Origin of the sequence: Micromonospora sp. DT201 (assembly GCF_049841575.1) — a bacterium.
Classification (GTDB): domain Bacteria; phylum Actinomycetota; class Actinomycetes; order Mycobacteriales; family Micromonosporaceae; genus Micromonospora.
The window spans coordinates 16,425-34,915 of sequence record NZ_JBNCKP010000016.1 but is presented as its reverse complement, the minus strand read 5'-3'; the positions used below and the strand labels follow the sequence as shown (position 1 = coordinate 34,915).

The window sequence follows — 18,491 nt, the reverse complement described above, 5'->3', positions numbered from 1 at the left end:
GGTCCACCGATACGAACCTCGATCAGCCGGTCGGGCGCAGCTTCGGCAGCACCTCGGCACCGAACGTGTCGATGAAGCCGCGCTGCTCCTGCCCGACGTGGTGCAGGGCGATCTGGTCGAAGCCGAGCTCCACGTACTCCTCCAGCCAACCGATGTGCCGGCCCAGGTCCGCCGAGACGTTCACCACCTCGGCGACCCGCTGCGCCGGCACGTCGGCGGAGACCACGTCGAAGTGCTCGACGGTCTCCAGGTCCCAGCAGACCGGCGGGACGAAGACGTTGCTGCGCCACTGGTCGTACGCGAGAGCCTCGGCCTGCGCCTGCTCCGGCGCCCAGGAGACGTGCACCTGCAGGTGCAGCGGCCCGCGCCCGCCGGCATCCCGGTACGCGTCGATCATCTCGCGCAGGTGCGCCACGGGGGCGTTCACGGTGATCAGGCCGTCCGCCCACTCGGCGCACCAGCGGGCGGTGGCCACGCTGACGGCGGCGCCGACCAGCGCGGGCGGCTCCTCGGGGCGGGTCCACAGCCGGGCCCGGTCCACCCGGACCAGGCCGTCGTGGCTGACCTCCTCGCCGGCCAGCAGCGCCCGGATCACGTCGACGCACTCCCGCAGCCGGGCGGAGCGTACGTCCTTACGTGGCCAAGGGTCGCCGGTGATGTGCTCGTTGCTGGCCTCGCCGGTGCCCAGTGCCGCCCAGAACCGGCCCGGGTACATCGCCCCGAGGGTGCCGATCGCCTGCGCGATGATCGCCGGATGGTACCGCTGGCCGGGCGCGTTGACCACGCCGAACGGCATACCGGTGGCCTGTAGGGCCGCGCCCAGCCACGACCAGGCGAAGCCGGACTCGCCCTGCCGGGCGCTCCACGGGGAGAAGTGGTCGGAGCACATGGCGGCGTCGAAGCCGGCCCGCTCGGCGTGTTTCACCGCCTCCAACAGGGCGCGCGGACCGATCTGCTCATGGGAGGCGTGGAACCCGAACGACGTCATGGGCGCACTTCCTACCCACGACGGCACCGAGTGATGCGTGCCGCGCCCCGAACTACTCGGCGTGCGCGCCCGCGCCGGCCGAGGCGGCGCCCTCACCCACCCAGACCGTCTTGGTGTTGCAGAACTCCCGCATGCCCAGCGCCGACAACTCCCGCCCGTAACCGGAGTTCTTCACACCGCCGAACGGCAACTCCGGATAGGACGTGGTCATCCCGTTGATGAAGACGTTGCCCGCGTCCAGATCGGTGGCGAAACGCTCCTGCTCGGCCGGGTCCCGCGTCCAGGCGTTCGAGCCGAGACCGAAACTGGTGCCGTTGGCGACCTCGATCGCCTCCTCGTACGAGGACACCCGGAACAGTCCGGCGACCGGGCCGAAGACCTCCTCGGTCCACATCCGCATCTGTGGGGTGAGGTCGGTGACGACTGTCGGCGGGTAGAACCACCCGTCGCCGGTTGGCCGTTCGCCTCCGCAGAGCACTGTCGCGCCGTTGTCCGCCGCGTCTCGGACCTGGGCGTGCACCTCGTCGCGCCCACGCTCACTGGCCAGGGGCCCGACGTCGGTGTTCGGGTCCATCGGGTCACCGACCCGCAGCGCGGCCATGTTCGCGGCGAACTTCTCGGCGAAGGCGTCGAAGACGTCGGTGTGCACGATGAACCGTTTCGCGGCGATGCAGGACTGGCCGTTGTTCTGACAGCGGGCGGTGGTGGCCACCTCGGCGGCCCGGTCGACGTCGGCCGAGGGCATCACCACGAAGGGGTCGCTGCCGCCGAGTTCGAGGACCGTCTTCTTCAACTCCCGCCCGGCGATCTGCGCGATGGACCGGCCGGCGGGCTCGCTGCCGGTGAGCGTGGCGGCGCGCACGCGAGGGTCGCTGAGGATCTGCTCGACGGCCTCCGAGCCGACCAGCACGGTGGTGAAGGCCCCCTCGGGGAAGCCGGCCCGGCGAAACACGTCCTCCAGCAGCAGCGCGGTCTGCGGCACGTTCGAGGCGTGCTTGAGCAGCCCGGTGTTGCCGGCCATCAGCGCCGGTGCGGCGAAGCGCATCACCTGCCAGAGCGGGAAGTTCCAGGGCATCACCGCGAGCACGACACCGATCGGCTGGTAGCGGATGAACGCCCGGATCGCCTGCACGGCGGCCGCGTCGGCCGGCTCGTCGGCGAGGAACGCCTTGGCCTTTTCGGCGTAGAAGCGGGCGGCTGTGGCGCACTTGGTCACCTCGGCCTGCGCGGCGACGTACGTCTTGCCCATCTCCGTGGTCATGATCCGGGCGATCTCGTCCCGCTCGGCGTCGAGCAGGTCGGCCGCCGCGTTCATCCACCGGGCGCGCTGGTCGACGGTGGTTTCCCGCAGCTGCCGGTACGCGAGGTCGGTGCGCTCGATGGCACCGTCGAGTTGCTCGGTGGACATCGCCTCATAGGTCTTGAGCACCTGTCCGGTGGCGGGGTTGGTGGTGGCGATGTGGGGCATCTCGTCCTCCTGTCACTCGAACAACGAGTGTCGTACGCCCGGCTCCTCGCGGTGCCGGGCGGCGCGGCGGCGCTGGATCACGACCAGGTCGACCACGGCGACCACGGCGAAGATCGCGCAGAGTACGCCGAGCCAGGCGATGCCGGCCCAGAACGCCAGCACCGCGAAGATCACCATGATCACCAACCCGAAGCCGGCGAGGGTGAGCCGGAGGTTCAGCGCGCTGTTCGCGTGGCCGACCGTGCCACGGGCACGCCGGGGCTGCGATCTCGTCATACCCCTCGACCTACCCCCGATCAGCGCGGTTAACCGGCACCGGGCGCCCGACACCGAGGCGCAGCGGTGTGCTCCGGCACATCCGTTCGCGCCGAAGGCCCGCCGACCGCAGGATGGGCCTATGTCAATGACCCTCGCCGTGCCGGTGACCGTCGCCATCGCCCGCCGTGTCGATCCGGGCCGGGCCAGCGAGATGGTGGCCTGGATGCGGGCCGGCACCGCGCTGGCCGAGGCGTTCCCCGGGTTCCTCGGCGCCGGGTGGGTGCAGAGCGGTCCCGGCTCGCCGGAGTGGCACATGCTGTACCGCTTCGCCGACGCCGAGACGCTGCGCCGTTGGGAGGAGTCGCCGCAGCGGCACTGGTGGCTCAGCTCGGCGCAAGGCATCGTCGAGCACACCCGGGTCGAGCGGCGTACCGGGATCGAGGGCTGGTTCGACCCGCCGCTGGAGCACTCGGTGGAGCCGATTGCGCCCGCGTCGCCGCCGAGGTGGAAGCAGGCGGTGACGATCTGGCTGGCGTTCTTTCCGCTGAGCCTCAGCGCCACCCTACTGACCAGTCATTTCCTCGCCGCTGTGCCGTTGGCGGCACGGGTGCTGCTGATGACGCTCTGCCTGACCCCGCTGATGACCTACCTGGTGCTGCCCCGGATCACCCGGGCGCTGCACTGGTGGCTGCACGGCCAGCCGGCACCGTGGCGGCATTAAAGCATCCTGCCGACACTGCCACCGACACTCTGCCGCATACCCGACAGCAACTTCCCGGTAAACCAGGTCCTACGCATAGAGTTACCGCGCTGTCGCTCTGTGCTGCGGAACGGGGGATGTCATGCCTCGACGGTGGGTTACCGCCCTGGCCTGTCTCGCGGCGCTCGTCGCGCTGGCCTGTGAGGGCGGCACCTCCGCGAAACCCCGCCCCACCAAGAGCAGCCCGCCGTCGAGCGGGCCGGGCGGCATCGCCGCGCTCGGCGACTCGATCAGCACCGGCTTCGCCTCCTGCCTGCTGCTCACCTCCTGCGAGCGCAACTCCTGGTCGACCGGGGACGGCCTGCGGGTGGAGAGCCACTACCAGCGGCTGCTCGAGCAGAATTCGGCGATCCGCGACCGGACGTACAACCACGCCCGCGCCGGCGCCCGCGCGGACGCGTTGGAGGGGCAGGCCAAGGCAGCGGTACGCGACCGCCCCGACTACGTCACGGTGCTGATCGGCGCCAACGACGTCTGCCGGGGCGGAGTCGACGCGATGACGCCGGTGAAGCAGTTCCGGGCCGACGTCGACCGGGGCCTACGGGTGCTGCGGACCGGCCGGCCGAAGGCCCGGGTGCTGGTGGTGAGCATCCCCGACCTGTACCGGCTCTGGGAGGTCGGGCACGACGACCCACGGGTGGGACGCGCGTGGCGACGGGGCATCTGCCCGGCCCTACTGGCCGAGCCGACCTCGACAGCGCCCGCCGACCGGGCCCGCCGAGCCGCCGTCCGGGACCGGATCGACGCGTACAACGCCGAGTTGGTGGCCGCCTGCCGGGCGTACGGCTCACGCTGCCGCCACGACGGGGGCGCGGTACACAAGGTCCGGTTCACCCTGGACCTGCTCAACCCGCTGGACTGGTTCCACCCCAACGCCACCGGCCAGGGCCGGATCGCCGAGGTGACCTGGCGCGCCTCCGGCCTGGCCAACTGACCATTTCGGAGGCGGCCGTCAGCGGTGGCGCGGCTCCGGAACGGCGGTGCCCCGCGAGCGGTAGAGCGCCCGGGAACGCTGCGCCAGGTCCTTCGTCGCCGATGAATTGGCCCAGGTGCCGAGCACGATGGCCGCGCCGGGGACAATCTTGGCGACGATCCGCTTGGCGGCCCGGACGCCGGCCATCTGTGCCAGCCGGACGCCGAGTTGCAGCATTACCCGACCGAGCGGGCGCTGGCCGCCCAGGCCGAAGAGCGCGTCGGCGCGTTCCCGGCCGGCGGCCACGCCGAGCGCCAACCTGGCGCTCTCGGCGACCTTGTGCACGCGCTGAAGGACAAGCAGGTCGGTGGCCCGGTCGCTGTGCAGCGGGTCGACGTCGTACGCGGCGGCGATGTGCAGCACCATCCGTGCCTGGGTCCAGGCCAGCACGCCGACGTCGATCACGGCGCCGGGCAGTCCGGCCACTCCGGAGACCGCGCCGGACAGACGGGCCAGGTTGACGAACTTGCGGGCCGCCTGGTCGGCCAGGACGTCGGCCGACACCCCGGGCTGCTCTGCTCGGGCCCGGCCGGCCCATTGCACGGCTTCCGGCCCGAGTCGGCGCACCGCCTCCAGCGCGAGGTGCTCCGGGGCGTACTGCGGGTCGTCGCGCATCCGGTCCCAGAGACGGGCCGGCGGACCCTCGGGGGCGTCCGCCGACCCGGCTGGCAGGTTGACGGGCGGCTGGGGGGTGGGGGTGGCGGGCTGGCCGCCGACGGGTGGAGTGTCGGTCACCGGGTCTCCCCAGGGTGGAAGCGGTGGACAGGGCGGCCGATGAAGCTTTTCAGCGGCGGCGGTTGGACAGCCGGGCCGCCAGCCCCTTGAGCTTCTGCTGGTTGCCGGGCTTGGCCATCTCCCGACGACCTCGCTCGACCAACTGCTGCCCCTTCGGCGATCTCAGGAACGTGGTGATCCGTTGCATCAGTGACATGGCGTCCTCCTGTCGATGATCCCTCTGTCATGTGTACCCCGAACCCGCAACACATGTACCCGGGATGCGACAGCCTCAACCTTGACCGTCCATAGTGGGCGGAAGGTTACCGCCCTGCCGGCACGATGGCGTCGACGACCCGGGTGGCCCGCCCCTCGTGCTGCTGGTAGTACTCGGGGAACGCGGAGACCTGCACCGCCTGAGCAGCGTCGGTGAGCCGCATCTGCTCCCAGCCGGGCACCTGCTCCAGCGCGGTGAGGAACTGTCGGGTGGCGAACTCCGGGTCCATCAACTGACCCACTGGGCCCCAGCCGCTGCTGGAACGCTGCTGGAACAACCCGACCGAGTCGCTGTCCCAGCCGACGCCCTGGTGCGGGTAGTCCTGCGACTCGGGCAGCACGCCGCTGGCCACGTTGTAGAGGTTGCTCTCCTGCATGGCGGTGGCGACCGCGATCACCAGACCCCGGCGGGGCACCCCCATCTTGCGGCCGGCGCGGACGATCGCCTCGGCGTTCTTCATCTGATCCTTGTCCAGCCCGGCGACGGGCGCCGGGTGGGTCGGGCGGGCCGGGGCGACCTTGCGGGCCGGTGCCGTGGTGTCCGGGTCACTGGGGGTCGCCGTGGCGGACGGGGTGGCCGTCGGGGCAGCAGCGCGATCGAGACCACGGGAGGCGGCGCTCTGCTGCTCGGCGCGCTGCGCCAGCTCCGAACTCGCGAGCGAGGCGCCTCGGGTCGCCGCGCCCGGCTTCTCGTCGCAGACCTGCGCGACGGCGGTCAGGCCGAGGCAACAGACCACACCGGTGGCCAGTGCCACCTGCGCCCGGCGTCGACCGGTCAGGTCCCGGACGTACGCCCGGAGCCGGCTCGCGGCGGTTGTCCGTTCGGTTGAGGTGCCATCCTCCAAATCGGCGGTGGGGCCGCTCGGGGCGTACGGGTCGTCGAGGGTGCCGTCGTCACGCATCAACCGAGGCTAGGCAGGTGGAAACTCCGATCACGCACGGTGATCACGTGGTACTCACCACAGATCGGGCCCGTCCTGGTGGACGACCCGGACGGGTCGACGCGCCCGGGGAACGTACCTCGCGTACCGGATGAAGCTGGCGTCGCACGCAGGCGGACACGGCGGACGACAGGCCGGGACATCGGACCTCCAGACCTGACATGATCGACAAACTCGGCCTTTGGGCCGAACGAGCCCTCGGCCGATCGGCCATCAGGACCGACCTGGCGGCGTAATCAGGTGATTAGTCCGGTCGCGCCCATCCCCCAGGCGACGGATCGCCCGGCGCAGGAATGCGCCAGGATGGCGGGTACGTTGCCCGAACGGGTGCCCTCCGTCGCGTCGGCACCCTGCAGGCACATTTCAGGGAGGTCCGCACCGGTGCTCGACCCACACGAGCTCTACCAGCTCACCGACGATCTGCCCGACCTCGGGCAACCGGTTCTGATCCAGGCCCTCACCGGGTTCGTGGACGCCGGCAACGCCAGCCGGCTGGCGCGCGAGCAGCTGCTCACCTCGCTGGAGGGGCGGCCGATCGCCACCTTCGACATCGACCAGCTCTTCGACTACCGGTCGCGACGACCGGTGATGACATTCGTCGAGGACCACTGGGAGAGCGTCGACGCGCCCAAGCTGGAGTTGCACCTGCTGCAGGACGACGACGAAACCCCGTTCCTCCTACTCACCGGCCCCGAGCCGGACCTGCAGTGGGAGCGTTTCGTGGCCGCCGTCGCCGGGCTGGCCGCCCGCCTGGACGTCCGGCTCACCGTGGGGCTCAACTCGATCCCGATGGCGGTGCCGCACACCCGGCCGACCGGGGTGACCGCGCACGCGACCCGCCCCGAGCTGATCGCCGGGTACGAGCCATGGCTGCAACGCGTCCAGGTGCCCGGCAGCGTCGGTCACCTGCTGGAGTTCCGCCTCGGCGAGCAGGGCCGCGACGCATTGGGCTTCGCCGCCCACGTGCCGCACTACGTGGCGCAGACCGAGTACCCGGCCGCCGCCGAGGTGCTGCTCACCTCGGTGTCGCGCAGCACCGGGCTACTGCTTCCCGGCGACGGGCTGCGCTCGGCCGCCGAGGTGGTCCGGGTGGAGATCGACCGCCAGGTCGCCCAGACCGAGGACGCCGCCGCCCTGGTCCAGGCACTGGAGGAGCAGTACGACGCGTTCGCCCGAGGTCGGGGCGAGAAGAGCCTGCTCGCGCCGGATGCCGGGCCACTGCCCACGGCCGACGAACTCGGCGCGGAACTGGAGCGGTTCCTCGCCGAGCAGACCCGACCCGGCGACACCCCGGGCAGCTGACCCGGCGTACCGGGGGCGGATGCGGCAGGCTGGGGGCATGCGTCTGACGACCTGGAACGTCAACTCGGTGAAGGCCCGCCTACCCCGACTGCTGGAGTGGCTGGCCGACACCGGGCCGGACGTCGTCTGCCTGCAGGAGACGAAATGCCCGGACGGCGCCTTCCCGGTGAGCGAGGTGGGCGAGCTGGGTTACACCGTGGCCAGCCACAGTGACGGCCGGTGGAACGGGGTCGCCATCCTGTCCCGGGTCGGGCTGGACGACGTCCGGGTCGGGTTCGCCGGCGAACCCGGCTTCCCCGACCCGGAGGCCCGTGCCATCTCCGCCACCTGCGACGGAGTGCGGGTCTGGTCGGTGTACGTGCCCAATGGCCGAACGCCCGAGGACCCGCACTACGCGTACAAATTGGCCTGGTTCGCGGCGCTGCGTGACGCGTTGGACGCGGAGTTGACCGGCGGGCTCCCGCTGGCGGTCTGCGGCGACTTCAACGTCGCCCCGACCGACGCCGACGTCTGGGACCCGGCGGTCTTCACCCACTCCACGCACGTCACCCCTGCCGAGCGGGCGGCCCTCGCCGCGCTGCGCGATCTGGGCCTCAGCGACGTCGTGCCCACCCCGATGAAGGGGCCACACCCCTTCACCTACTGGGACTACCGGGCCGGGATGTTCCACCAGAACAAGGGCATGCGGATCGACCTGGTGTACGCGTCCGCGCCGTTCGCTCGGGCGGTCAAGTCGGCGTACGTGGACCGGGAGGCCCGCAAGGGCAAAGGCCCCTCCGACCACGCGCCGATCGTGGTCGACGCGGACCTGGTGCCGGTGGTCGAGGCGTTCTGAGCCGGCCGCCGCTGGTTAGGGTGGGGGCATGGCAGTCGTGAAGATCAACGCAATCGAGGTCCCGCCCGGTGCCGGCGACGAGCTGGAGAAGCGGTTCGCCGCTCGAGCCAGCACTGTGGAAAACTCCCCCGGCTTCCTCGGCTTCGAGTTGCTCCGCCCGGTGGCCGGCGAGACCCGCTACTTCGTCTATACGAAGTGGGAGAGCGAGGAGGCGTACCAGGCGTGGGCCGCCGGCCCGTCGCGCGCCGCCCACGCGGCCGCCCCCGGCGAGAAGCCACGCCCGCCGGTCTCCAGTGGTGCCAGCCTCCTGGAGTTCGAGGTGGCACTGCACGTCCCCCACCCGTAACCAGCCCGCAGGCGCTTGATCGACTCCACATCGGCGATGTTGGGGTGTCCAGCGGCCGGGATACCCCAACATCGCCGACATTGTGACGATCAAGCCCGGCCCACCGGTCACCACCGGCGCGAACCTGTTGAAGTTCGAGGTGGCCCTGCCCGTCCCCCACTCCTGAAGGTGCTCGACCGGGGCCCCGGGCAGGAATCGGCCCATCCCGGTCCGTTGCGTTGATAGCGTCGAAGTCGCCTGAGCCGTAGCTGGTCACCCGTTGCGCTGCCCTGACGAGCCGTCGACACAGGCGGTCTGAGGAGTCGCGGGGGTCCGACCATGTTCGACGGGTTCGAAGAATTCGACATCGACACCTCCGGCGCGACGATCCACGGACGCCGTGGCGGGAGTGGGCCTCCCGTTCTGCTCCTGCACGGCATTCCCGAGACGCATCTCATGTGGCATCAGATTGCGCCGCAACTTGCCGAGAACTTCACAGTCGTCGCCACCGACCTGCGCGGTTGGGGCGACAGCGGCAAACCGCCGAGCACCGCGGATCACGAGCCGTACGGCATGCGAGCCATTGCCCGCGACCAGATCGAGGTGATGCGGAGTCTGGGCCACGAGCAGTTCCGCCTCGTCGGCCACGACCGCGGGGCCCGCTGCGCGTACCGTCTCGCGCTGGACGCACCCGACACTGTCACTCGGCTCGCCGTCATGGACGTCGTTCCCATCGGCGACGTCTACAACCGCGCCGACAAGACGTTCAGTCTCTCCTACTGGGTCTGGTCCTTCCTGGCGGCACCGGCACCGGTGCCCGAGCGGTTCATCGATGCAGCGCCCGCGGTGCTCGTCGACTTCATGCTCGACACCTGGCCCGAGGTGAAGGACGCCTTTCCGGCGCAGGTGCGGGCCGCGTACGTCAAGCAGTTCAGCGACCCCGCGACGGTCCACGCGATCTGCGAGGAGTTCCGCGCGGCGGCGACGCTGGACTACCAGCAGGACGAGGCGGACCGAGGTCACCGGAAGATCGCCTGCCCGGTGCTGTTTCTCTGGAGTCAACGCGGTCAGGTCGCGAAGCTCTACGGCGACCCGCTCGCGATCTGGCGGGAGTGGGCCGATGACGTACGCGGCGAGCCGATCCCGGTCGGGCACTTCATTCCGGAAGAGGCCCCGGAGCAGACCCTTCAGCAACTCCTGTACTTCCTGAGCTGATGGCCGGGCCAGACCTGACTTCCTGAGCTGATGCCGGGCCACACCCGCGGACTCCACCGGTTGATCCACTCCAGATCGGCGACATGGGTGTATCCGAGCTGCGGGATACCGCGATATCGCCGATACCGTGTGGATCAACCGGGTTCGACGGCCGGGCTTACTCGCATCAGGGCTTGCGGGAGGACTGCAGGGTGGCGAAGGCGATGACGTTGTCGGCGTAGCCGGTACGCCCGCCGATGAACTGCCCGCCGCAGGTGATCAGCCGCAACCCCGGTGGCCCGTCATGGCCATAGATCCGCTCGGCGGGCAACTGGTCCTTCGGGAAGTGCTCGACGGTGTCGACCTTGAACACCACCACCGACTCGTCCGCCCGGGCCACCTCGATCAGGTCGCCGGGGTGCAGCTTGCCCAGGTTGTAGAAGACCGACGGGCCGGTCTTGGTGTCGACGTGGCCGACGATCACCGCCGGACCAGGCTCGCCGGGCGTGGGCCCACGGTCGTACCAGCCGGTCTCGTTGTGCCGTTCCAACGGCGGCACGGCGATCGAGCCGTCCCGTGCCTGCCCGACGGGTGCCACCGGCGCGGTGACCTTGATCGCCGGGACCGAGAGGCGCACCGGCCGACTCGCCGACATTCCGACCGACTCGCTGCGGGCCGGTCGGTCACCACCGACCGGGGCCAGGTCGAACGGCCCGACCGAGCGGCCCAGGCCCGCCCCGGTCGCGAAGACCCCGGCCAGCACCAGCACCACGGCCAGCGGCACCGACCAGGGGCTTCGGCCGGACGGACGGCCGGACGGACGGCTACGCCGAGGCGTCACGGCGGTCGGCGGGCGAGCAGCCACCGCCGGGCGATCGGCCACCAACGGGCGGTCGTCCCGCGGTAGGCGGTCGTCCTCCGGCCAGCGGTCGTCCCGTGAGGGGCGCGCACCGGAGGACGGGCGCGCACCGGGAGACGAGCGCGCGTCTGGCGACGAGCGCGCACCAGGAGACGGGCCCGCACCGGGAGACGGGCGCGCACCGGAGGACGATCGGGCGTCTGGCGACGGGCGCGCACCGGCCGGCGGGCCGGAGGCGCCCGGCTGGCGGGAACCGGGCGGCGGCGGGGGGTGGAAAATCTCCATGGCCGGCTCAGCGGCGCGCAGCGCCGCGAACGGCACGTGGTCGGCGGAGGGCCATTACGGCGAGGATCAACCCGGTGATGGTCAACGCCGCACCGCCGGGCAGCAGCAACGTGTCGGTCATTCCGTCGGAGCCCCCACCGAAGCCGGTGGCCGGCCCTCGACTGGGGTAAGAGGGAACCTTCTTGACCACCTGGAGCATGGTCGAGGCGGTCTCGCCGTCGCGGCACTCCAGCTTGACCCGGTAGTTGCCGGCACGGGTGCGCTCCCGCACCATCGGCGCTGCGGTGAGCAAGCCGTTCTGCGGCTGGACGCCGACCGCACCGAACGCGTCGGAGACGACGGTGGCACCCACCGAGTTGTCCCGGCAACTGGCCCGGATGCCGACCAGATAGCCGGGCTGCACCGTGCTGGGGCTCACCTCGACGAAGATGTCCACCGGCGGCGCCGGCTGGGAGGGGCCGCCCGGCGGGCCCTCGGGCTGGGGCCCGGGCGCGGCCAGCACGGCAGCGGCCAGCACGGCAGCGGTCGGCACGGCAGCGGTCGGCACGAGCGTGTTGGGGACGGCGTGGGCGGGCGTGGCGGCCAGCAGGGGGCCGGCGAGCACGGTCACGAGCGACAGGGTCACGCCGCTTCGGGTCACTCTCACGATGCCCCCTCTCGACGCCGTGCGGCCGCGTCGGGCAGCGGAGCACCCGACCTGCCGTACCAGTTGGATCCTCTCATTTCCGGTCGCACATCACATCCGATTCGCTGGCGGCATCGCGTAGTCTCGGGTCGCTGTGACCGCCACTGACCATGACCCCGCCGTCCCGCCCGCGAGCCGGACGATCCGCACGTTCCACCCCCGTCGGGGTCGAATGAGCGACCGGCAGACCGACGCGCTGAGCCGGCTCTGGCCCGCGTACGGCCTGGATGTGCTGGACGGACCGGTCGTGCCCGTCGACCTGGCCGACCTGTTCGGTCGTCGGGCGCCGGTGGTGTTGGAGATCGGCTCGGGCATGGGCGACAGCACCGCTGCGATGGCTGCCGCTGACCCGGATCGAGATTATCTGGCGGTCGAGGTGCACACGCCGGGAATCGCCAACCTGCTGGACCTGGTGGACCGCCATGGCCTGCGGAATGTGCGGGTGGCCCGGGGCGACGCGTTGTCCCTGGTCAGCGGCTTGCCCGAAGACGTGTTGGACGCTGTGCACGTCTACTTCCCGGACCCGTGGCCGAAGGCCCGCCATCACAAGCGGCGGATCATCCAGCCGGCGCACGTGGCACTGCTTCGGTCCCGGCTGCGGCCCGGCGGCACGCTGCACTGCGCGACCGACTGGGCCGAGTACGCCGAGGCGATGCGGGAGACCCTGGAGGCGGACCACGGGCTGGTGGACGCGTACGGCGGCTTCGCGCCGCGTCCGGCGCACCGCCCGGTGACGAAGTTCGAGCGGCGGGCGATCACGGCCGGCCGACCGGTCGCCGACCTACTCTACCGCCGACGGTGACCCGCGGGCCGGCCACGCCACCCGGACGGCAGCCCGGCGGGCCGGCCACAACGCCCCGACGGCAGCCCGGCGGGCCGGCCACAACGCCCCGACGGCAGCCCAGCGGGCCGTCCACGACGCCCGATCGGGAGTCCGGCGGAGGTTGGGTTGGCGCGCAGGGGCATGATCCAGGCACCATGGACAGGCTATGACGCTCACCGCCGCGCTGCCGACAAGCGCCGACCCCGACACCCTCTACGACGCGTTCGCCAGTTGGGCGAAGGAGCGCGGCCTCGACCTCTACCCCCATCAGGAGGAGGCGGTCATCGAGATCGTCTCCGGCGCCAACCTGATCATGAACACTCCCACCGGCTCGGGTAAGAGCCTGGTGGCGATCGCCGCGCACTTCGCGGCCCTCGCGGACAACCGGACGACCTTCTACACCGCGCCGATCAAGGCGCTGGTGTCGGAAAAGTTCTTCGCTCTCTGCGAGGTCTTCGGCGCCGAGAACGTCGGCATGCTCACCGGCGACGCCAGCGTGAACGCCGATGCCCCGATCATCTGCTGCACCGCGGAGATCCTGGCCAACCTGGCGCTGCGCGAGGGCACCAAGGCCGACGTCGGCCAGGTGATCATGGACGAGTTCCACTTCTACGCCGAGCCCGACCGGGGTTGGGCCTGGCAGGTGCCGATCATCGAGCTGCCGCAGGCCCAGTTCATCCTGATGTCCGCCACCCTGGGGGACACGACCCGGTTCGTCGACGACCTGACCCGGCGTACCGGTCGGCCGACCGCCGTCGTGCGCTCGGCGGAGCGGCCGGTTCCGCTGATCTTCTCGTACGCGATGACGCCGATGCACGAGACGCTCGAGGAACTGCTGGAGACCAAGCAGGCCCCGGTGTACGTGGTGCACTTCACCCAGGCTGCCGCGCTGGAACGTGCCCAGGCGCTGATGAGCGTCAACGTCTGCAGCCGCGCCGAGAAGGACATGATCGCCGAGGCGATCGGTGGTTTCCGGTTCACGTCCGGCTTCGGCAAGACGCTGTCCCGGCTCGTCCGGCACGGCATCGGCGTGCACCACGCCGGCATGCTGCCCAAGTACCGTCGGCTGGTCGAGACCCTCGCCCAGGCTGGCCTGTTGAAGGTCATCTGCGGCACCGACACCCTCGGCGTCGGCATCAACGTGCCGATCCGCACCGTGTTGTTCACCGGCCTGTCCAAGTACGACGGGATTCGTACCCGGCTGCTCAAGAACCGGGAGTTCCACCAGATCGCCGGGCGGGCCGGTCGGGCCGGTTACGACACCATCGGTCGGGTCGTGGTGCAGGCCCCCGAGCACGTCATCGACAACGAGAAGGCCCTCGCCAAGGCCGGCGACGACCCGAAGAAGCGGCGCAAGGTGGTCCGCAAGAAGCCGCCGGAGGGTTCGATCGGCTGGGGTCAGCCCACCTTCGACCGGTTGGTCGACGCCGAGCCGGAGCCGCTCACCTCCAGCTTCCAGGTCAGCCACTCGATGCTGCTCAACGTCATCGGCCGGCCCGGTGACGCCTTCACCGCGATGCGGCACCTGCTCACCGACAACCACGAGGACGCCGCCGCACAGCGCCGGCACATCCGCCGGGCGATCGCCATCTACCGGGCGCTGCGCGCCGGCGGGGTCGTCGAGGAGCTGCCCGAGCCGGACGAGACGGGCCGACGGATCCGTCTCACCGTCGACCTCCAGCTCGACTTCGCCCTCAACCAGCCGCTCTCCCCCCTGGCCCTGGCCACCATCGAGCTGCTCGACGCCGAGTCCCCGTCGTACGCGCTCGACGTGCTGAGCGTGATCGAGTCGATCCTCGACGACCCCCGGCAGATCCTGTCCGCGCAGCAGTTCAAGGCGCGCGGTGAGGCGGTCGCCGCGATGAAGGCAGAGGGCATCGAGTACGAGGCACGCCTCGAACTCCTCGACGAGGTGACCCACCCGAAGCCCCTCGCGGAGCTGCTGGAGGCCGCGTACGAGATGTACCGGCAGGGACATCCGTGGGTCGCCGACCACCAGCTCTCCCCCAAGGCCGTCGTCCGCGACATGTACGAGCGGGCCATGACCTTCACCGAGTACGTGCAGTTCTACGGGCTGACCCGCTCGGAGGGCCTCGTCCTGCGCTACCTGGCCGACGCGTACAAGACGCTGCGGCAGACCGTGCCCGAGGACGCCAAGACCGAGGAGCTGATCGACCTCATCGAGTGGCTGGGCGAGCTGGTCCGCCAGGTCGATTCCAGCCTGATCGACGAGTGGGAGCGGCTGCGCAACCCGTCCGACGTGGCCGAGGTTGCCCAGGCGCACGCTGCCCTGACCGACCGGCCACCGGCGGTGACCCGCAACGCACGGGCATTCCGGGTGCTGGTGCGCAACGCGCTGTTCCGCCGAGTGGAGCTGGCCGCGCTGCGCCGCTGGGACCTGCTCGCCGAGCTGGACGCCGGCGACGGCTGGGACTACGACGCATGGGCCGAGGCGTTGGCGCCGTACTTCGAGGCGTACGACTCGCTCGGCGTCGGGCCGGACGCCCGCGGGCCCGCGCTGCTCATGATCGAGCAGGGCCGGGAGCGGTGGACCGTGCGGCAGATCTTCGACGACCCGGACGGCGACCACGACTGGGGCATCAGCGCCGAGATCGACCTGGTCGCCTCGGACGAGGTCGGCGCCGCGGTCGTCCGGATCACCGACGTCGGCCAGCTCTAGCGAAGCATCTCGACAGGGGGTCGTCCGTACGCTGGGCGGCCCCCTTTGTCGTGTCTTCCGCACCCTCATTTTCACTGGGCGATGTCAGACCCGTCGATTAGAATGTATGTACTAATCGAGTTCCTGACCTGCAGGATTACGACTCGGGAGGACGCCCGTGACCGCGCCCGCCACCACGTCCCTCACGCCCTACGCCACCCTGCTCGGCTTCACCCGCTACGTCGACCGCACCGGCCCCACGAAGGCGACCTTCGTGGGTGGTCTGCGCAAGCAGCGGGCCAGCCGGTCCGGCTTCAACCCGCACGGCCAGTTCGTCAAGGCGCTCAAGGCCGACATCGCCTTCCACACCGGCGGCACCCACCTGACCGGGGTGGTCGACCTGGTCAAGCCACGATGGCGCCCGCTCTACCAGGCGCTCGTGCCCGGTGCCACGGCCTGGCTGCACTCCCTCGGCGAGCCGGCCGCCGTCGACCTCGCCCAGACTCGCGACGCCCTGGCCATGCTGGGCGACCTACCCGTCAAGATCAACCCCCACTTCGGGGTACGCCACGCCGACGGTCGCGCCGAAGCGGTCCGCCTGCACTTCGACGAGACCCCACCGAGCGCGGAGTCGGTGCTCGCGACCCTGCACCTGATGGCCCGACACATGGACGCGGTGCTCCCGCACGCCGAGCCGGTCCTGGTCGACGTCCGCCGGGGCCAAGCCCACCGCATGCCTACCGACGCCAAGCCCGACCAGATCGAACGCTGGCTGTCCGGCGAAGCCGCCGCATTCCGCGCCATCTGGTCTACCGCCGCCTAACCACCCTCCGCACCTCCGCACCCCCGCACCTGACCGGGCCACCGCACCACCGCACGACCGCACCCCGGCACCCCGGCACCTGACCGGGCCGCCGGTCAACGTCTGGTTCGCCTATACCCCGCCAGCCCCACCCGCCCGCGCCCGCCTACGCCCCACGCTTCCAAGATCCGCGCAACTTCGGTGATGCTGCTGCCTCGGATTGCCGCGAGGCAGCAAGAACAGTGAAGTTGCGCGGATCTTGGCGTTGAAGGGCCCCGGCTAGGGTTATCCACAGGGGCTGCCGGCGAGCGCATCCGCCGGTCAAGGTGTCGTCATGCCTGTTCCCCCACGCCGGCCGCCGAGCCTGCAGGGACGCGTCTTCCGCGGCTCCCACATCGTCGCCCAAGGCCTACTGACCCGGACTGAGTTGCGCAGCGCCGCATGGCGTCCCCTGTTCCGGGATGTCTACGCCGATGCACAGTTGGCGGTCACCCACCGCACCCGTTGTGCCGCTGCCGCGCGGTGGGTGCTGCCACCAGGTGTGGTCATCGCTGGTCGCAGCGCGGCGGCGCTCTACGGCGCGGCGTCAGTCGCCGACCATGAACCCGTCGACGTGGTCGTGCCCGCCGGTCAGCGGTTTGGGCCGGTGTCGGGGCTCGTTGTGCACACCAGCGCGATCGAAGCGACCGACGTTGCGGTACGTCAAGGCATCCCGCTGACCACGCCGACCCGCACATGCTGGGACCTGGCCCAATGGCTGCCGACGGAGGAGGCCGTCGCGATCGTGGATCGCCTCGCCGGCCAACGGCTGGTGGCGCTTCCTCAGCTGCGCACGGACTCCCGGGCTCGGGTCGGCAACCGGGGCTGGAAGCGGATGGCGCGGGTAGTTGAGCTGGCCGACGCGGGCTCGGAGTCTGCCCCGGAGTCCCGGCTCCGCGTACGGATCGTGCTCGCCGGGCTGCCGATGCCCGTGACCCAGTTCGTGGTCGAGAGCGCCGGGAGGTTCGTGGCCCGCCTCGACCTGGCCTGGCCGCACCTCAAGGTCGCCGTCGAGTACGACGGGTTGTGGCACGACGATCCCGAGCAGTTCCACCGAGACCGGCGCCGCCTCAACCGCCTGCTCGGTGAGGACTGGATCGTTCTGCACGTCACCGCGAAACGATTCCGGGAGGACTTCGACGGCTTCCTCGCCGAACTCCGCCAAGCCCTGACGTCCCGCTCCCACTCTCGCCTCCGCTGACCTGGACACGCCAAGATCCGCGCAACTTCAGGGATCCTGCTGTCTCACCAGCTCGTGAGGCAGCAGTTTCCCCGAACTTGCGCGGATCTTGGGGCCAGCGCGGACGCGGCGGCGGTGTTAGGCGGCGGGGAGGTACTTGCTCAGGTCGTCGAGGATCTTGTTGGCGGCGCCGACGCCGATGCCGGTCATCCAGACCTCGTCGGAGACGGGGTACGCCTTGCCGGCCTTGACGGCGCTGAGCCCCTTCCAGAGCGTTCCGCCGGCCACCTTGGTCTGCTCGGCAGCGGCCTTGTCGCCGTACGCGGTCACGAAGATGACGTCACCGTCGACCTCGTTGATCCGCTCGGGGCTGACCAGGTCGAAGCGCTTGTCTTCCTTGTTGGCGAGGAGCTGCCGCTCGGGGCGGCCCAGCCCGGTGTCGCCGATGACGATGCCGGAGAAGGAGTCCGGGCCGTACACCCGGATGTTGCCGGGCAGGAACCGCACGATCGACACCTTGCGCGCGGCGGCGTCGCCGAGGGTGGTGCCGAAGTCCTTGGCCCGCTTCTCGTACGCGCCGAGCAGATCCTTGGCCTGCTGCTCGCGGCCGAGCGCCTTGCCGTCGAGGAGGAAGTTGTCCTTCCAGGTGATGCCCACCTTGTCGGTGAACACGGTCGGCGCGATGGCGGCCAGCTCGTCGTAGAACTTCTCCTGGCGGAACTTGCTGCCGAGGATGAGGTCTGGCTTCAGCGCGTTGATCGCCTCCAGGTCGGGCTCGGCGAGCACCCCGACCTCCTTGATGCCGGCGAGCTTGTCCGCGCCGAAGTAGGTCGGCCAGCTCTTGGCCTCACCGGCGGTTGCGGCGCCGACGGGCGTGATACCCAGCGAGAGCGCAGTGTCGATCTTGTCGGTGTCGAGCACGACGACGCGCTTGGGCTCGGCCGGGACCTTTGTGGTGCCCATGGCGTGGGTGATCTCCCGGGTCTCCCCGGTGGTGGGGCCGGCGACCGGGTCGCTCTCACCGCAGGCGGTGAGTCCGACGCCGAGGGCGGCGGCCGCGGCAAGAGCGGCGACGAGACGACGCATCAGAGTCCTTTCGAGGGGTACGAGCCGGTGAGCGGGGTG

Annotated in this window: 19 protein-coding genes; 10 read left to right on the top strand and 9 right to left on the bottom strand. The window is 70.8% G+C overall.

The annotated features are described in order from the left end of the window. Positions 1-22: 22 nt before the first annotated feature. From ACLQ28_RS23545 to ACLQ28_RS23535, 3 genes are read right to left on the bottom strand one after another with little or no spacing between them, the layout of a single operon-like run. Positions 23-988 (bottom strand): TIGR03885 family FMN-dependent LLM class oxidoreductase, encoded by a 966-nt coding sequence (locus ACLQ28_RS23545; protein ID WP_425688441.1) that lies wholly within the window; start codon positions 986-988, stop codon positions 23-25. 52 nt (positions 989-1,040) lie between these two features. After that, positions 1,041-2,456, bottom strand: coding sequence for an NADP-dependent succinic semialdehyde dehydrogenase (locus ACLQ28_RS23540; RefSeq protein ID WP_425688440.1), 1,416 nt, complete (start codon positions 2,454-2,456; stop codon positions 1,041-1,043). 12 nt (positions 2,457-2,468) lie between these two features. Beyond that, positions 2,469-2,732 (bottom strand): DUF6343 family protein, encoded by a 264-nt coding sequence (locus tag ACLQ28_RS23535; protein WP_425688439.1) that lies wholly within the window; start codon positions 2,730-2,732, stop codon positions 2,469-2,471. A gap of 121 nt (positions 2,733-2,853) precedes the next feature. Between ACLQ28_RS23535 and ACLQ28_RS23530 the strand changes: the two genes are divergently transcribed. Beyond that, a complete protein-coding gene (locus ACLQ28_RS23530; protein ID WP_425688438.1) occupies positions 2,854-3,435 on the top strand; it encodes an antibiotic biosynthesis monooxygenase in 582 nt (193 codons plus the stop codon). A 121-nt stretch (positions 3,436-3,556) separates the two neighbouring features. After that, positions 3,557-4,408, top strand: a complete 852-nt coding sequence (locus ACLQ28_RS23525; protein ID WP_425688437.1) for a GDSL-type esterase/lipase family protein — start codon at positions 3,557-3,559, stop codon at positions 4,406-4,408. 18 nt (positions 4,409-4,426) lie between these two features. On the opposite strand, the gene ACLQ28_RS23520 is transcribed toward ACLQ28_RS23525, so the two are convergent. The 3 genes from ACLQ28_RS23520 to ACLQ28_RS23510 form a co-directional block, all read right to left on the bottom strand. Next, the gene (locus ACLQ28_RS23520) at positions 4,427-5,182 is read right to left on the bottom strand and encodes an EcsC family protein (protein ID WP_425688436.1); all 756 of its coding nucleotides are present in this window, start codon (positions 5,180-5,182) and stop codon (positions 4,427-4,429) included. A 49-nt stretch (positions 5,183-5,231) separates the two neighbouring features. After that, on the bottom strand, positions 5,232-5,378 hold the full coding sequence (locus ACLQ28_RS23515) for a hypothetical protein (protein WP_167457721.1): 147 nt from the start codon (positions 5,376-5,378) through the stop codon (positions 5,232-5,234). Between the two features lie 106 nt (positions 5,379-5,484). After that, positions 5,485-6,339, bottom strand: coding sequence for a peptidase M23 (locus ACLQ28_RS23510; RefSeq protein ID WP_425688435.1), 855 nt, complete (start codon positions 6,337-6,339; stop codon positions 5,485-5,487). A 420-nt stretch (positions 6,340-6,759) separates the two neighbouring features. Between ACLQ28_RS23510 and ACLQ28_RS23505 the strand changes: the two genes are divergently transcribed. From ACLQ28_RS23505 to ACLQ28_RS23490, 4 genes are all read left to right on the top strand, one after another. Then, a complete protein-coding gene (locus ACLQ28_RS23505; protein ID WP_425688434.1) occupies positions 6,760-7,680 on the top strand; it encodes a proteasome assembly chaperone family protein in 921 nt (306 codons plus the stop codon). Between the two features lie 37 nt (positions 7,681-7,717). After that, positions 7,718-8,515: an exodeoxyribonuclease III gene (locus ACLQ28_RS23500; RefSeq protein ID WP_425688433.1), complete on the top strand. Its 798-nt coding sequence runs from the start codon at positions 7,718-7,720 to the stop codon at positions 8,513-8,515. A gap of 28 nt (positions 8,516-8,543) precedes the next feature. After that, entirely contained in the window at positions 8,544-8,861 is a 318-nt protein-coding gene (locus tag ACLQ28_RS23495) for an antibiotic biosynthesis monooxygenase family protein (protein ID WP_425688432.1), read from the top strand. Positions 8,862-9,179: 318 nt separating this feature from the next. Continuing rightward, entirely contained in the window at positions 9,180-10,055 is an 876-nt protein-coding gene (locus ACLQ28_RS23490) for an alpha/beta fold hydrolase (protein ID WP_425688431.1), read from the top strand. Between the two features lie 166 nt (positions 10,056-10,221). Here ACLQ28_RS23490 and ACLQ28_RS23485 read toward each other — a convergent pair whose 3' ends face one another. Continuing rightward, positions 10,222-10,920, bottom strand: coding sequence for a class F sortase (locus ACLQ28_RS23485; RefSeq protein WP_425688430.1), 699 nt, complete (start codon positions 10,918-10,920; stop codon positions 10,222-10,224). Positions 10,921-11,185: 265 nt separating this feature from the next. Then, entirely contained in the window at positions 11,186-11,827 is a 642-nt protein-coding gene (locus tag ACLQ28_RS23480) for a hypothetical protein (protein WP_425688563.1), read from the bottom strand. Between the two features lie 130 nt (positions 11,828-11,957). On the opposite strand from ACLQ28_RS23480, the gene trmB reads away from it, so the two are divergent. The 4 genes from trmB to ACLQ28_RS23460 all read left to right on the top strand — a co-directional run bounded on the left by trmB (position 11,958) and on the right by ACLQ28_RS23460 (position 17,387). Further along, positions 11,958-12,665 carry a tRNA (guanosine(46)-N7)-methyltransferase TrmB gene (gene trmB / locus ACLQ28_RS23475; RefSeq protein ID WP_425688429.1) on the top strand — a complete coding sequence of 236 codons (708 nt, stop codon included), beginning with the start codon at positions 11,958-11,960 and terminating at the stop codon, positions 12,663-12,665. Positions 12,666-12,852: 187 nt separating this feature from the next. Next, complete coding sequence (locus tag ACLQ28_RS23470) at positions 12,853-15,366, top strand: DEAD/DEAH box helicase (protein WP_425688428.1); 2,514 nt, start codon at positions 12,853-12,855, stop codon at positions 15,364-15,366. Positions 15,367-15,523: 157 nt separating this feature from the next. Further along, positions 15,524-16,168 carry a hypothetical protein gene (locus ACLQ28_RS23465; protein WP_425688427.1) on the top strand — a complete coding sequence of 215 codons (645 nt, stop codon included), beginning with the start codon at positions 15,524-15,526 and terminating at the stop codon, positions 16,166-16,168. 313 nt (positions 16,169-16,481) lie between these two features. Next, positions 16,482-17,387 carry a hypothetical protein gene (locus tag ACLQ28_RS23460; RefSeq protein WP_425688426.1) on the top strand — a complete coding sequence of 302 codons (906 nt, stop codon included), beginning with the start codon at positions 16,482-16,484 and terminating at the stop codon, positions 17,385-17,387. 117 nt (positions 17,388-17,504) lie between these two features. Here ACLQ28_RS23460 and ACLQ28_RS23455 read toward each other — a convergent pair whose 3' ends face one another. Then, a complete protein-coding gene (locus ACLQ28_RS23455; RefSeq protein ID WP_425688425.1) occupies positions 17,505-18,452 on the bottom strand; it encodes an ABC transporter substrate-binding protein in 948 nt (315 codons plus the stop codon). Between the last annotated feature and the right edge of the window lie 39 nt (positions 18,453-18,491).